General features: G+C 71.4%; 10 protein-coding genes and 2 pseudogenes. 5 read left to right on the top strand and 7 right to left on the bottom strand.

Features of this window, described 5'->3' with window-relative positions:
* Positions 1-60 precede the first annotated feature (60 nt).
* The 5 genes and pseudogenes from OG214_RS14445 to OG214_RS14425 all read left to right on the top strand — a co-directional run bounded on the left by OG214_RS14445 (position 61) and on the right by OG214_RS14425 (position 5,943).
* Entirely contained in the window at positions 61-540 is a 480-nt protein-coding gene (locus OG214_RS14445; RefSeq protein ID WP_405984957.1) for a hypothetical protein, read from the top strand.
* Positions 541-801: 261 nt separating this feature from the next.
* Positions 802-1,344, top strand: a pseudogene (locus OG214_RS14440) (2Fe-2S iron-sulfur cluster-binding protein); the annotation flags it as partial.
* 164 nt (positions 1,345-1,508) lie between these two features.
* Entirely contained in the window at positions 1,509-2,621 is a 1,113-nt protein-coding gene (locus tag OG214_RS14435) for a xanthine dehydrogenase family protein subunit M (protein WP_363079994.1), read from the top strand.
* Positions 2,608-4,884 carry a molybdopterin cofactor-binding domain-containing protein gene (locus tag OG214_RS14430; protein ID WP_405984956.1) on the top strand — a complete coding sequence of 759 codons (2,277 nt, stop codon included), beginning with the start codon at positions 2,608-2,610 and terminating at the stop codon, positions 4,882-4,884. Before OG214_RS14435 ends, OG214_RS14430 begins: the two co-directional genes overlap by 14 nt.
* A 162-nt stretch (positions 4,885-5,046) precedes the next feature.
* Positions 5,047-5,943, top strand: a complete 897-nt coding sequence (locus OG214_RS14425) for an alpha/beta hydrolase (protein ID WP_405984955.1) — start codon at positions 5,047-5,049, stop codon at positions 5,941-5,943.
* Between the two features lie 87 nt (positions 5,944-6,030).
* On the opposite strand, the gene OG214_RS14420 is transcribed toward OG214_RS14425, so the two are convergent.
* From OG214_RS14420 to OG214_RS14390, 7 genes and pseudogenes are all read right to left on the bottom strand, one after another.
* Entirely contained in the window at positions 6,031-6,657 is a 627-nt protein-coding gene (locus tag OG214_RS14420) for a hypothetical protein (RefSeq protein ID WP_363079991.1), read from the bottom strand.
* Positions 6,644-8,257 (bottom strand): substrate-binding and vWA domain-containing protein, encoded by a 1,614-nt coding sequence (locus OG214_RS14415; protein ID WP_405984954.1) that lies wholly within the window; start codon positions 8,255-8,257, stop codon positions 6,644-6,646. The genes OG214_RS14420 and OG214_RS14415 overlap by 14 nt, the downstream gene beginning before the upstream one ends.
* Before the next feature lie 14 nt (positions 8,258-8,271).
* On the bottom strand, positions 8,272-9,465 hold the full coding sequence (locus tag OG214_RS14410; protein WP_405984953.1) for a toxic anion resistance protein: 1,194 nt from the start codon (positions 9,463-9,465) through the stop codon (positions 8,272-8,274).
* Positions 9,466-9,552: 87 nt separating this feature from the next.
* Positions 9,553-10,629: a hypothetical protein gene (locus OG214_RS14405; protein ID WP_363079988.1), complete on the bottom strand. Its 1,077-nt coding sequence runs from the start codon at positions 10,627-10,629 to the stop codon at positions 9,553-9,555.
* Between the two features lie 381 nt (positions 10,630-11,010).
* Positions 11,011-11,373: pseudogene (locus OG214_RS14400) on the bottom strand (hypothetical protein); the annotation flags it as partial.
* A gap of 154 nt (positions 11,374-11,527) precedes the next feature.
* Complete coding sequence (locus tag OG214_RS14395) at positions 11,528-12,739, bottom strand: pyridoxal phosphate-dependent aminotransferase (RefSeq protein WP_363079987.1); 1,212 nt, start codon at positions 12,737-12,739, stop codon at positions 11,528-11,530.
* A 279-nt stretch (positions 12,740-13,018) separates the two neighbouring features.
* Positions 13,019-13,873: a helix-turn-helix transcriptional regulator gene (locus OG214_RS14390; RefSeq protein WP_363079986.1), complete on the bottom strand. Its 855-nt coding sequence runs from the start codon at positions 13,871-13,873 to the stop codon at positions 13,019-13,021.
* Between the last annotated feature and the right edge of the window lie 129 nt (positions 13,874-14,002).

The raw sequence follows: 14,002 nt of genomic DNA, 5'->3' as shown, positions 1-14,002 counted from the left end.
CAGAGGCGGCGCGGGCGGTGCGAGCGGCACGGGTGGCGCGGGCGGCCGACGCTGTTCACGGTGACCGCGGTGACGGTCCTCGCGCTGCTCGGGGCGGGTGGCTGCACCGGGAGCGACGACGACCCCTCCGAGCCGTCCTCGACCCCCGTGACCATGCCCGCGACACGGCCGTCCGCGGCGGGTACGACCGCCGGTACGACCGCCGGCACCGCCGCCGGCACCGGGACGGTCTCCGAGGCCCCTCCGCCGTTGCGAGGCGGTGAGATCCTGCTCGGTGCGAAGTCCCGCCGGGGGAACGCGACCCTGCCGCTCGCGAAGAAGATCGGTGACGGACGGCTGGGAGTCCAGGTCAACTGCCGGGGAAAGGGCACTCTTTCGGTATCCGTCGAGCCGGTCGGACCGAGCTTCTCCCTTGAGTGCGTGGCCCAGGACGTACGCGGCACACACAACGAGATCGACCTGAAGCGGCCCACGGCCGAAGGGACGGTCCGGGTCACCGCCCCCTCCGCGGTCACCTGGGCTCTCACCGTGGAACAGTGACGAACGGCCGGCGGCCCTTCCGACAAGTTTCGGGTTCGCCGGTACGGGGTTAGCGTGGAATCCGGTATGTCCTTCGAAGGGAAGAACGTTCCCGCCGCCCTCCGGGCCGAAAGGACGGGATGCCCGCCGGCGGGATGCCCGCCCGGTCGTGGGCAGCCTCAAGGCCCCTCCGCCCGGTGGCGTGCGGGTGGCGTCCGAGTCCCTCCGAACGCTCCGCCGGAGAGGCGGAGGCGGGAAGGCGGAGACGGGAAGGCGGATGCGATGAGCGAGCCGGACGTGGACCGGGCCCGGGACGGGGGAGTACGGCTCTCCGCGATCACCTTGAACGTCAACGGCCGCTCGCGGCGCCTCGACGTCGATCCCCGTACGTCACTGCTCGACGCGCTGCGCGAGCAGCTGCGTCTGAGCGGCACCAAGAAGGGCTGCGACCACGGACAGTGCGGCGCCTGTACGGTGCTGGTCAACGGCCGGCGCGTCAATTCCTGTCTGACGCTCGCCGTGATGCGCCAGGACGACGAGATCACGACGATCGAGGGCATGGGGGGACCGGGCCGTCCCAGCGCCATGCAAGCGGCCTTCGTGGAGCGCGACGGCTTCCAGTGCGGCTACTGCACCCCTGGTCAGATCTGTTCCGCGGTCGGCATGCTCGGCGAGGTGAAGGCGGGCTGGCCCAGCCATGCCACCGCCGATGTCTCCTCCGCGCGGATCGAGCTGACCGACGAGGAACTCCGCGAGCGGATGAGCGGCAACCTCTGCCGGTGTGCGGCCTATCCGAACATCGCCGCGGCCATCCGTGATGTCGCGGCTGACAGCGGGGCGGACAGCGAGGCCGCCGGTGTGGATCCCGTTCCGAGGCATGTCGCGGGTCATGCCGCCGCCGATCTCCCGTCCGACGTCCCGGCCGACGTCGCGGCGGATCTCCCGGCCGACGTCACGAACCCGGAAAGAGGCACGGAAAGAGGTCCGGTATGAGGCCCTTCACCTATGAGCGGGTGACGGACGCGCGGGCCGCGGTGGCGGCAGCGGCGTCCCGTCCCGGCGCGAAGTTCATCAGCGGCGGGACCAATCTGCTCGACCTGATGAAGCTGGAGATCGAGCGGCCGGCCCATCTCGTGGACATCAGCCGGCTTCCCCTGGGGACCATCGAGGAACTGCCGGACGGGGGAGTGCGGATCGGCGCGCAGACGGCGAACTCCGATGTGGCCGCCGACGCCCGCGTACGTACCGCCTACCCGGTCCTGTCCGAGGCGCTCGTCGCCGGTGCCTCGGGCCAGTTGCGCAACATGGCGTCCGTCGGCGGCAATCTGTTGCAGCGCACGCGCTGCCCGTACTTCTATTACACGGACTCGGGCTGCAACAAGCGTGATCCCGGCTCCGGTTGTGACGCGATCGGCGGCCTCAACCGGACGCACGCGATCCTCGGCGCGAGCGACTCCTGTATCGCGACCCACCCCTCGGACATGGCCGTCGCGATGACGGCGCTGGAGGCGCGGATCGAACTGCTCGACGCCGGCGGGTCCGTACGCACCGTCGCCATCGGGGACTTCTACCGGCTGCCGGGGGACACCCCGCACATCGAGACCGTTCTGCGGCCCGGCGAGATGATCACGGGCGTCGTCCTCCCCCCGCCCCCGCCGGGCGGACAGCTCTACCGGAAGGTACGCGACCGCGCCTCCTACGAGTTCGCGCTGGTCTCCGTGGCGGCGGTCGTCTCGACGGACGCGGGAACGGGAGCCGGCGGGGAAACGGGAGCGGACGCGGGAACGGGAGCCGGCCGGGGAACGGCGACGGTCATGGACGCCCGGGTGGCGTTCGGCGGTGTGGCGCACAAGCCCTGGCGGTCCCTCGCCGCGGAGGACTCGCTGAGGGAGCGCCCGGCCACGATGGCGACGTACCGCGCCGCGGCCGAGGCCGCGATGCGGGACGCCGTGGGACAGGGCGGCAACGACTTCAAGATCGAGCTGGCCCGGCGCACGCTCTGCCGCACGCTGGACGAGGCGGCCCGAGCGCCGCAGGCGTCCCTGGCGACCGGGCGGTCCGGGCGGTCCGGGCGGGATGAGGGAAGCCATGGCGCGAGCTGAGAAGGCCGGCGAGGAAGCCGGAGCCCCGTTGATCGGACAGCCGCTCAACCGCGTCGACGGTCCGCTCAAGGTCACCGGCCGGGCCACCTACGCGTACGAGCGGTGGGAGGGCGGACCGCCGCTCTACGGACACATCCTGGGCGCGACCATCGGGAAGGGCGGCATCACCCGGATCGACACCACGCGCGCCGAACACCTCCCCGGTGTCCATATGGTGATGACCCACCACAACGCCCCGCCGCAAGGCACCCGCGACGAGTCCACCTTCCTGGAGTACCCGCGCGCCTTCACGGCACTCGCCAACCCCGAGATCCACTTCCACGGTGAACCCGTGGCGCTCGTCGTCGCGACGACCCTCGAACAGGCTCGGGCGGCGGCCGGCCTCATCGATGTCACCTACGCCGTCGAGCGGGGACGTTACGACTTCGCCGCCCGTCTGGACCACGCCCACCTCCCGGAGAACATGAAGATCGGTCTCCCGGCCGACGCCGCGGTGGGCGATTTCGACGCCGGGTTCGCCGCCGCCGATGTCACGATCGATCAGTACTACACGACGCCGTACGGCTCCTCGCAGCCGATGGAACCGCATGCCTGTCTCGTGGTGCCGTGCGGCGAGGACCTGATCGTCCACACCAGCACCCAGATCGTGGACATGGCACGGACCTCCATCGCGAGCACGCTCCGGATGGACAGAGAGCGGATCCATGTGGTCAGCCCGTACGTCGGCGGAGGATTCGGCTCGAAACTGCGCGTCCACTACGAGACGATCCTGGCCGCGATCGCCGCCCGCACGCTGAACCGGCCGGTCAAGATCGCGCTGACCCGGCAGCAGACGTTCCCGCTCGTCGGCCTGCGCCCCACATCGGAGCAGCGCGTCCGTCTCGGCGCCGGGCGGGACGGACGGCTGGCCGCGATCGCCCACGAGGTCACCATGTACACCAACCCCGACGTGGAGTACGCCGAGCCGACCGCCGCCACGACGCGCAGCCTCTACGCCGCCCCGAACCGGCTGACGCGTCACCGGCTGACATCGGTCGACCTGCCGCGCGGGGAGGACGTCCGCGCGCCGGGCCACGCGCCGGGGCTGCTGGCGGTCGAAGGGGCGATGGACGAGCTGGCCCATGAGCTGTCGATGGATCCGGTCGAGCTGCGGATCCGCAACGAGCCGGAGCTGGACCCCGAACGGGGTGTGCCGTTCAGCGACCGTCATCTGGTCGACTGTCTGCGCGAGGGGGAGCGCAGGTTCGGCTGGAAGCACCGCCCGACGAGACCCGCGACTCTGCGGGAGGGGCGGTGGCTGATCGGGTACGGCGTCGCCTCCGCCATCCGCCCCCATCCCCAATGGGCGACCAGGGCGCGGGTCCGGCTGGAGGCGGACGGTACGGCCGTCGTCCGGTCCGACATGACGGACATAGGCACGGGCACGTACACGCTCCTGACCCAGGTCGCCGCCGACGGGCTGGGACTGCCCCCCGACCGGGTACGGGTCGAGCTCGGGCGTTCCGGGTTCCCCGTCAGCGCGGGGTCCGGCGGCTCGTGGGGCGCGGGCAATTCGAGCACCGCGGTCCACCGCGCGTGCGCGGCCCTGCGCGAGGAACTGCTGCTCGCGGCGTGCGGCGACCCGCACTCCCCGCTGTACGGTCTCGATCCCGCGACCGCGGCCCTGGCGGACGGCGGGGTGCGCGTCGACGGGATGTCCGGGCCGTTGCCGTTGGCCGAGATCGTCGGACGGGTCCGTCCCGAGGGCATCGAGGCGGAGGGCGCGGCATCGTTCATGACGGAGGATCCGAACTACGCGGCCTACTCGATCAACACCTACGGGGCGCACTTCGCCGAAGTGGGCGTCGACGCCGACACGGCCGAGATCCGGCTCCGGCGGATGCTGGGCGTGTTCTCGGCGGGCCGCGTCCTCAACGCCAAGACAGCGCGCTCGCAGCTCATGGGCGGCATGATCTGGGGGGTCGGGATGGCGCTGGAGGAAGCGGTGCTCGTGGACACGCGGTCCGGCGCCCTCGTGAACCGGGATCTCGCGCAGTACATGGTGCCCGTCCACGCCGACATCCCCGAGATCGACGCCGTCGTCCTTGAGGGATTCGACGACAAGGCCAACCCTCTCGGCGCCAAAGGCGTCGGTGAGCTGGGCATCTGCGGCGCCGGAGCGGCGGTCGCCAACGCGGTGTTCAACGCCACGGGCGTACGCGTACGTGACTTCCCCATCATGCTCGAAGACCTTCTGTCCGCTCTGCCGCCCATGGAGGAGTGACTCGCGCACGGCGGAGTGAGCCGCGCACGGGGGACACGGATCTGCGGGGATCATCACCCGGGTGGCGGTTCCGTTTCACTCGTCTGCTCCGCAACGCGCGACCCGAGGACCAACGGCGGTGACGCTGAGGGCAGCCCCTCCGCCGTTCGAAGGAGAGAGCAGATGGCTGAGCCGTCCACTTCCGGCCCGCGGATACGTCCGGGGGCACGTCCGGAGATACGTCGGGGAACACGTCCGCGTCACCGGTACACGCTCGCGGTCGTCCTCACCGCCACGGCGTTCGCCGCCACCGTTCCCGTCGCGAGTGCCCGCCCGGCCCTCCCCGGGGGCGGTGGTACCGAGGCCGCACCGACGGTCGTGATGATCCACGGCGCCTGGGCCGACACATCGAGCTGGGGCGGTGAGGTGAAGATCCTCCGCGGCGAGGGGTACTCCGCGCGAGCGATCGGCAATCCGCTGGAGGGCCTCACCACCGACGCGGAGACGGTGGCCGACTTCGTCAAGAGCATCCCCGGGCCCGTCGTGCTGGTCGGCCACTCGTACGGCGGCTCGGTCATCACGAACGCCGCCGCCCGGACCGGCAACGTGAAGGCGCTCGTCTACGTCGACGCCGCCGCGCCGGCGGTGGGCGAGACCACGGGGGAGCTGAGCGGCTCGGCATCGGCGCTCAACGCCCCGCCCGAGACGCTGTTCGACAGCGTCCCGTACGCGAACGCCCCGGAGGGCACGGCGAACCTGTACTTGAAGCAGGACATCTTCGTCAGGAAGTTCGCCCAGGACCTGCCGGCCAAGCAGGCCGTCAACCTGTGGGCCACCCAGCGCGCCGCGTCGATGGCAGCGTTCGACACGCCGTCCAAGTACGCGGCGTGGAAGACGATCCCCTCGTGGTACTTCATCAGCACCGGCGACCAGATCATCACGCCCGAGTCCGAACTGATGATGGCCCGCCGGGCGGGCTCGAAGATCACCACGTTCCAGGGCGGCTCGCACCTGACGCTCATCTCCCACCCGGAGGCCGTCACCAAGGTCATCAAGGCGGCCATCGAAGCGGTGAGCTGAACGATGAGCTGACGCCCCGCCGCCCCCGCCCCACCCCCGGAGCCGGAGGTCGTTCCGGCCCCCCCAGCCCCCCGCCTCCCCCAGCCCTCACAGTCCCGGCGGGCGGTGGCGGTCCTCCAGGTAGCGGGTGTGGGTCTCCTGGCGGCGGGACTCGGCTTCTCTCAGGGCCGTCGCCAGGGCGCGGGCCTCGTCGTACAGGACCGTGAGCTGGCGTTCGAGATGGCGTTCCGGGGGTTCCATGCCGGGCTGGAGGCGGGTCCACCAGCGGGTGCGTACGAAGGTGTCCACCGATTCCGGGACGTCCTGGCGGATGGCCCGGGAGAGGGTGTGGACACCTTCGGCGTCGGTGGCGAGGGCGTCGGCGACCCAGCCGGGTTCGAGCAGGGCGGCCAGGACCTCGGTCAGTTCGGTGAGGCGGCCCGCCGCGGTGGGCGGGAGGTCGACCTCGGCGAGATAGGCGTGAAGCCTGGTGAAGTCGGCGCGGAGTTCGTCCAGTTGCTCGGCCGGGTTGGTGAAGGCCGGGGCGTCCGGGCGTTCCGGCGGGGCGATCAGCGCGCCCGCGCCGTACAGTCCCGCCACGACCACCGGCCAGTACGCGCCCGCGAGACCGGTGAAGGTGAGGGCGAGGCCGCCCACGCCCGCCGCGCTGCCCACCAGGTTCTTGCGCGACTCCAGATACGCCAGTGCCCTGCCGATTGCTCTACTGGTAGCCACGGATCTCCTCGAAGGCGCCGTCGAGCGACTCCTCGCCACCCGTCGCGTCGAACAGCCGACCGCCCGTGAGCTGGGCGATGTGCTCCAGCTCCGCGCGGTCCGAGTCGCCGAAGAGGATGGGGAAGACGGGGGTGGCACGCTGGTCCGCGGGCAGTCCCGCGTAGAAGCTGTCGAATTCGACGGCCTTCGTGCCCGTGGTGTTCTCGCCGTCCGTCATCAGGACGATCGAGGTGAAGGCGTCCGAGCCCGGACCGCCCTTGCCGAGATGGGAGTACGCCTCCCGCAGACTGCTGTAGACGGCCGTGTCACCGGACGCCGACAGCGCCCTGGCGTCCGCGCGGATCGCGTCCAGCGCGGCGGCCCGGCCGGCCGGGTCCACCGTATGGCTCAGGACCCGCTTCACCTCGGAGCCGAACGGCATCAGCGTCACCTCCTCCCGGTCACGGAAGCGCTCCCCGGTCGCGGAGTCGTCCGTACCGGTCAGCCCCGCGAGCGCGTCCTTCAGCCGGGAGAGCCGTTCGCCCTCCATCGAGCCCGAGGTGTCCAGTACGTACACCGTGCGCGAAGGACGGCGCAGCTGGTTCTCGTACGCGTGGAGCAGCCCGTCCGCGACCGAACGCGAGCCGGGGAAGGGGAGTTCGCGCCGCTTGTCGGTGGCCAGGCCCGCCGCGGGCGGTATGGACGGGATGACGGGGCGCCGGAACGTCTGCTCGGTCAGCGACTTCTGCGCCTCCGGGCTGCGCAGATACGAGGTGAGCGCCTGGCCCGCCTCCCGCGCCTCCTGGGGCGCCGACGTCAGCAGGGTGAAGGGGTAGTCGGCGGTCACCACCCCGTCCTTGGGACGGATCACGGTGAGCCCGGTGCGGCTGTCCCGGTTCATGGAGAGCAGCACGGACTCGTAGTTGACCAGCGCGTCCACACTGCCGCGCCGGGTGTAGGCCGTCGCCAGCCAGCCGGACGAACCCGACGTGAGCTTCTGCCCGGTGAAGAACTCCTTCAGCTTCCCCGACGCCCGGCGCACATCCGCGTCGGTGAGCGCCGACTGCGCGCCCGAGAGCCCGGAGGCCACCGAGATCAGCGCGGAGAAACCGGAGTTGGAACGTACGGGGTCGGTCATCCCGTAGGTCAGCTTCCCGGCCACGACCGCCTGGTGCACCTGGGACCAGGTGACCTCGTCCGGCTGCCAGCCGAGCCGCCGTACGGTCTCCGTCCGCACCCCGAGCGCGACGGGCGAGGACATCACCGGCGTCTCGTTGGTGATGCGCCGCGCCACCCCGGGGTCGAGCCGCAGATAGTCGTTGGACGACAGCCAGACCGCGTCGTACGCCCCGTCCGCCTTGCCCGACGCGATCAGCTCGGCGGCGTCGAGCGTGCCGGTCCAGGTGGGGCGTACCTTCACCCCGGTCCTCTGCTCGGCCTGGTCCAGTACCCCCTGCATGTCGGAGAGTTCACTGGAGGCGAGCACCCGCAGGGTGCCCGGACGGTATGTCGTGGCCGGGGCGGACTCCGGCCCGTCCGGCGCGTCGCCCCCGCCGGTGGTGCACGCCGTGGCGGCGCTCAGCAGGGCGGTGACGAGTACGGCGGTCAGCGTGCGTCTCACCGGAGGCCTTCGTCTCACTGGAGGCCTCCTTCCAGCGCGCTCGCCGAGCGGGTCCGCTCCAGATAGGTGCTCGCGCTCCGGAGCTCGGCCGTCAGGGACTCCACCGTGGAGGCCATCGACTCCGTCGCCTGGATCTTGTACGTGTCGATCGCGTCCAGCGTCCGGTAGATCTGCTGGAACGCGGTGCGCAGCGTCTCCGCCCCCACCGCCGGATCCGCCGCGATGCGCTGGATCTCGCCGCTCTGGGTGGCGAGCATCTCCGCGTTGCCGCGGATCAGGTCCTCCGTCGTCGAGCGCAGGACGTTCACCTGCTCGGTCACCTTGCGCTGGTTCTCCAGGGCCGAGGAGAGCATCACCGCGATCCGCAGCGCCGAGACCGTGGTGGTCGCGGCGCGGTCGACGCCCTTGATCAGCTCCTCGTTGTTGCGCCGTACGACATCCATCGCCAAGTAGCCCTGCGCGCACACCGCGAGCTGGGTCAGCAGGTCCTGGTGCTTCTGCCGGACGGGGAAGAGGACATCGGCGCGCAGCGCGTCGGCCTGCGCCGGATCGGTGAGGCCGACCGAGCCGATCCGCTCCTCGATCGCCGTGTCGAGCGCCGAGGTGAGCACCGCGTACTCCTGGAGCTTGCCCATGGTCTCCCACAGACGTGTGCGCTCGGTGTGCAGCGCGGCGTTGTCACGGCGCAGTTCGTCCTGGCCGCCCCTGAGCGAGCTCACGATCTTGTTCAGGGTGCCCTGCGAGGAGGCGTACTTGGCGGCGTGATCGCGCAGCTTGTTGCCGCCGGGCAGCTTCGAGAGAAACCGGCGGGCCCCCTTGCCCGGGGTGTCGCGCGGGTCCAGGTCCTCGACCGTACGGCGCAGTTCGACCAGCGAGGACGACACCCGGGACTGGGCGTCCTCGCCGCCGGAGGAGAGCGAGTGGATCGTACGGTCCAGCATCCGGTTGGACTGCTGGGCCGCGCCGCGGATCTCACCGGCGCCGAGATTGGCGATCTCGCCGATACGTGCGGTGAATTCGGGCGAGCGGGCGTCGAGCGCGGCGAGCGACCCGACATAGTCCGTGGCGCGCCGGGTCATCTCCGTGCGTACGGAGTCGTCGATCGGCACCAGTCCCGCGGCCTGTTCGGTACGGACCGGGGCGACGGGTTCGGGCGGGGTGAGGATCAGCTCCGGGCCGGCCGGCCCGGGGCTCTGTTCTACGGACATCTGGTTCCCCCTGGGACGTGAAGAGCGAAGCGCGAAGTGCCGGCCGGGACCGGACCGGCCGCGACCTGGGCTGCCACGGCGGGCCGCCTACGACCGGGCCCGCTGCGCCATCGCGTGCAGCCACTCGGTGGTGGGCACGGGCGCCTGGCGGACCCCGGTCAGCCGCTGGTTGAGGAAGGCCTGGTAGGGAGCGGTGGCGGCGGTGAACTCCGCCGCGGCTCCCTGCGGGCGGAAGCCGTGCCGTACCGCCAGCTCGCGCAGGCGCGGATCGGTGGTGAGCAGCGCGCCGAGCGCCCGCCCGTTCTCGGTGAGCGGTACGAGCGTGTGGTCGCTGTTGACGGTGGTGTCCGGGTAGAGCACCACCAGATCCCCGACCTCCTGCCGCTGGAGCAGCACCGAGGCCACCTGCGACTCGTAGACCAGCACCAGCGGATTCCCGACGCCGCTGATGAAGTCGCGGAACGGCGCGTCGGAACTGGTCTGCTGGGCGCCCTGGACCACGGTGAGCTGCTTGAGCAGCGGTGCCGTACGGGCGACGGCCGCCTTGTCGCCCACGACCTTTCCGCCGTCGGCGACATAGGACGCGGCGGCGAGATAGAGCGCGCCCGAGCTGGAGGTCATGGGGTCGGTGCTCGCGATGAAGACCGTCCCGGTCAGCTCGGCGTGGGCCGAGGCCCCCTTGAGCTGCTGCCAGGTGCGCTCCTCGCGCGCCGCCTCCAGATACGGGCCCATCCGCAGGGTGCCGCGCGACTCGCCGTCCAGGGTGGCCAGTCCGTTGCGGGCCAGGACCTGGGCGGCGGAGCGGTGGGCGACGACCACCAGCGGGGAGTAGAAGGGCCGCGGCGGGGTGCCCTGGACCTGGTACTTCGCGGCCAGTTCGTCCGCCGGTGCCTTGGAGGAGGGAAAGGCGAAGTCGGTGCCGTCGAGAGAGAGTTCCTCCATGGCCCAGGAGCCGGAGGTCTCCGTCTTCACGGCGTAACCATGTTCGTCCAGGGCCTTGACGACGTCGGGGTCGGCGAAGAACTCCGCCTTCTCCGAACCGATGACCCCTCGCACGGTCTTCGTTGCCGTGCTTGCTTCCTGGCTCTCTCGGCCTGCCACGACGGCTGCTGCCACTCCGCCGATCAGCAGCACCGCCAGGATGATTCCCACGATGCGTCTCACGCCCAAAGCGTGCTCGCGGAGACCCACATTCCGGGGGGAGTTGGGTGTACGCGGGGTGAAGTACCCATCCCGGTAAGGAACCGGAACGGAAGGTTCACAGCGGTCATAGCGACCGCGGCCACAGCGTGCCGGCCGGCCTCCGGGGGCCGTCGGGCATTGGCCTCACTCGGAGGCCGCGCGACGCCGTGGCGCGCGCCCGCCGGTGGTGAGGGGCGCCCGGTCCGCGCGCCTCCGCGGCCCGCGGGACCGGGGCCGTCAGTGGGCGCCGACCAGCCGCTGATCCTCCGGGGCCGGGGCCGGGGCCGGGGCCGGGGCCGGGGTAGGGGTAGCGGCTGGGGCCGGGGACGGTGCGGGAGCCGGGGCAGCGGCAGCGGCGGGCAGCTCGGCCAGCGCGGCGGTGTGCGCGTCCATACGCTCGGCGGAGAGGATCGCCGCGGCGGTGTCGGCCCGCGAGGCGGCGACGACGAGCGAGCGGCCCGCGAGGGCCAGGGCGCGGCGGTGCAGCACCGCCGGGTCGGCGTCGGCGAGCGCCGCGTGCCGGACCGGCGGGGTGCCTCGGAGCCTGCTGATCTGCCCGGCGATGCTCGCGCCGGGCTCTTCGAGCCCCAGCTCGTCGGTGACGGCGAGCAGGGCGGAGAGATGTCCGGCGAGCTGGATGTTCAGCTCTTCCTCGCGGGTGCGGTGGGGGAAATCGGCGTCAGCGGCCAGGGTGTGGACCGACTTGGCGCGGATCGGCTCATACATGAGGATGGCCTCCTGGCATCGTCAGGAGACCATCCTACCTTGGATCGAGTCTAAAGTTGAGCGGAGTCCGGACCCTTCTCACGGACAGTCCGGAACCTTCGCGCGGGCGATACGGGCCGTACGGGCCGTACGGGCACGGCGGCGCCCGTATCGCCTACGGCTGCGAGTAGCCGTCCAGGAAGGTCCCGATCCGGGTCACCGCGTCCGTCAGATCCTGTACGGCGGGCAGGGTCACGATCCGGAAGTGGTCCGGCTCCGGCCAGTTGAACCCCGTACCGTGCACGACCATGATCTTCTCGGCCCGCAGCAGATCCAGCACCATCTGCCGGTCGTCCTTGATCTTGAAGACCTTGGGATCGAGCCGCGGGAAGAGATAGAGCGCGCCCTTGGGCTTGACGCAGGTCACGCCCGGGATCGAGGTGAGCAGCTCGTACGCGGTGTTCCGCTGCTCCAGGATCCGCCCGCCCGGCAGGACCAGATCCCGGATGGACTGCCGGCCGCCCAGCGCCGTGGCCACCGCGTGCTGCGACGGCATATTGGCGCACAGCCGCATATTGGCCAGGATCGTCAGACCCTCGATGTACGAGGCCGCGTGCGCCTTGGGCCCGCAGACCGCCAGCCAGCCGGAGCGGAAACCGGCCACCCGGTAGTTCTTGGAGAGCCCGTTGAAGGTCAGCGTGAGCAGATCCGGGGCGATGGCGGCGGTCGGGGTGTGCGTGGCGCCGTCGTAGAGGATCCGGTCGTAGATCTCGTCGGAGCAGACGACGAGATGGTGGCGGCGGGCGATCTCCGTGAGCGCCGTGAGCATCTCCTCGCCGTATACCGCGCCCGTCGGATTGTTCGGGTTGATGATCACCAGCGCCTTGGTGCGGTCGGTGATCTTCCGTTCGATGTCGGCGAGGTCCGGCATCCACTCGGACTGCTCGTCGCAGCGGTAGTGCACGGCCGTGCCGCCCGCGAGGGAGACCGCCGCCGTCCACAGCGGATAGTCCGGCGCCGGTACGAGCACCTCGTCGCCGTCGTCGAGCAGCGCCTGCATCGACATCTGGATCAGCTCGGAGACCCCGTTGCCGAGGTAGATGTCCTCGACGTCCAGCTCGATGCCCTTGGTCTGGTAGTGCTGCATCACCGCGCGCCTGGCGGAGAGCAGCCCCTTCGCGTCCCCGTATCCGTGGGCGTCCCCGAGATTGCGGAGTACGTCCTCCAGGATCTCGGGCGGGCACTCGAAGCCGAAGGCGGCCGGGTTGCCGGTGTTGAGCTTGAGGATGCGCTGGCCCGCCGCCTCCAGCCGCATCGCCTCGTCGAGGACGGGGCCCCGGATCTCGTAACAGACGTTTGCGAGCTTCGTCGACTGGATGACCTGCATGTCCGCGAGCTTACGGCGGCGTAACGGAGCCCGCGTCGTGTTTTGGGACACGTCAGCCGGTCGGGGCGAGGTTGGGGGCCGGGCGGCGCAGTACGGCGGGCGGGGGACGCGGAAGTGTGCGGTCCGGTGCGGAGGCGCGGTGACGGCGTTCCGGGCGTACCGAATCGTTCGTCCTCGATCGCCGCACGGGCGCGGGTGGGCGCGGGACGGGCGCCGGACGGGCCGGTTTCAGCCGTACCAGTGGTTCATCCGTGCCGGCGGTTCAGCCGCGCCGGCGGTTCAGACCGCGCGCAGTGCGCCGGGGCGGCGGCCGGTGAGGGCGTCGAGCGCCGTGGACGTCGCCTCGTCGGCGGGGAGATGGATCAGCAGCCGCTGGCCCTCGGCCTCCGGCAGTTCGAGCGTCTCGTCGAGCAGCCGCAGCTCCCCCGCGCCGGGGTGGACGAGCCGCCAGGCGCTGAGGTTCGCGGGCATCCGGGGGGCGGCGGCCCACCGCTCCGTGAACGGGGTGCCCACGCTGAGCGTCAGCTCCTCGACGAGCGCCGCGAGATGCGGGTCGTCGGGGACGGAGTCGGTCTTCAGCCGGCCGATCTGCTCATCGGCGGCGCGGGACCACTCCGGGTGCGCGGTACGGGCCCGTGGATCGGTGAGCAGATAGCGGACGAGACTCGGTGAGGAGGCGTCCAGCAGACCCAGCGGGCCGACGAGCAGCTCGTAACCGCGGGTGAAGGCCAGCACCTCGGTCAGCCGGTTCAGCAGGACGGCGGGGGTGGGCTCCAGCCGTTCGAGCACCGCGCGCAGGGTGGGGCGTACGGTCCTGGCAGGCGGGCGGCCCGCCCCCGGGCAGAGCTTGAGCGTGTCGCTGTTCGCCTTGACCTGGCGCAGCAGGGCGAAGCGCTCCTCGTCGGTGAGCCGCAGGGCGTTCGCGAGCACGGTCAGCACCTGCGCGGAGGGATGACGGTCCCGGCCCTGTTCGAGCCGGGCGAGGTACTCGACGCTGATACCGGCGAGCGTGGCCAGCTCGGAGCGGCGCAGGCCGGGCGTACGGCGCCGGCCACTGTCCGGGAGCCCGACCTCGGCGGGGGTGACGGACTCGCGGCGGGCGCGCAGGAACAGGCCCAGCTCGTTGTCGCTCACGGAAGGCAATGTACCGGCCGGGCTCCGCGCCGGGAGCCGCCGGATCGTAGCCCTGTCATTACTAGTCTCGGCCCGGTGTTCCTGGGAGCCGCGGATTCCGGCACGTTGAGCGGGGGCCCTCGATCAGTG

The sequence above is a fragment of the Streptomyces sp. NBC_00872 genome (assembly GCF_045161915.1).
Taxonomy (GTDB): Bacteria; Actinomycetota; Actinomycetes; order Streptomycetales; family Streptomycetaceae; genus Streptomyces.
The sequence above is the reverse complement of the archived record's forward strand: the minus strand, read 5'-3'. Positions and strand labels throughout refer to the sequence as shown.

Coding starts and splice junctions, on each gene's coding strand:
- OG214_RS14425 (WP_405984955.1), top strand. CDS start 5,047: ATGGCTGAGCCGTCCACTTCCGGCCCGCGGATACGTCCGGGGGCACGT.
- OG214_RS14395 (WP_363079987.1), bottom strand. CDS start 12,739: ATGCAGGTCATCCAGTCGACGAAGCTCGCAAACGTCTGTTACGAGATC.
- OG214_RS14435 (WP_363079994.1), top strand. CDS start 1,509: ATGAGGCCCTTCACCTATGAGCGGGTGACGGACGCGCGGGCCGCGGTG.
- OG214_RS14430 (WP_405984956.1), top strand. CDS start 2,608: ATGGCGCGAGCTGAGAAGGCCGGCGAGGAAGCCGGAGCCCCGTTGATC.
- OG214_RS14410 (WP_405984953.1), bottom strand. CDS start 9,465: ATGTCCGTAGAACAGAGCCCCGGGCCGGCCGGCCCGGAGCTGATCCTC.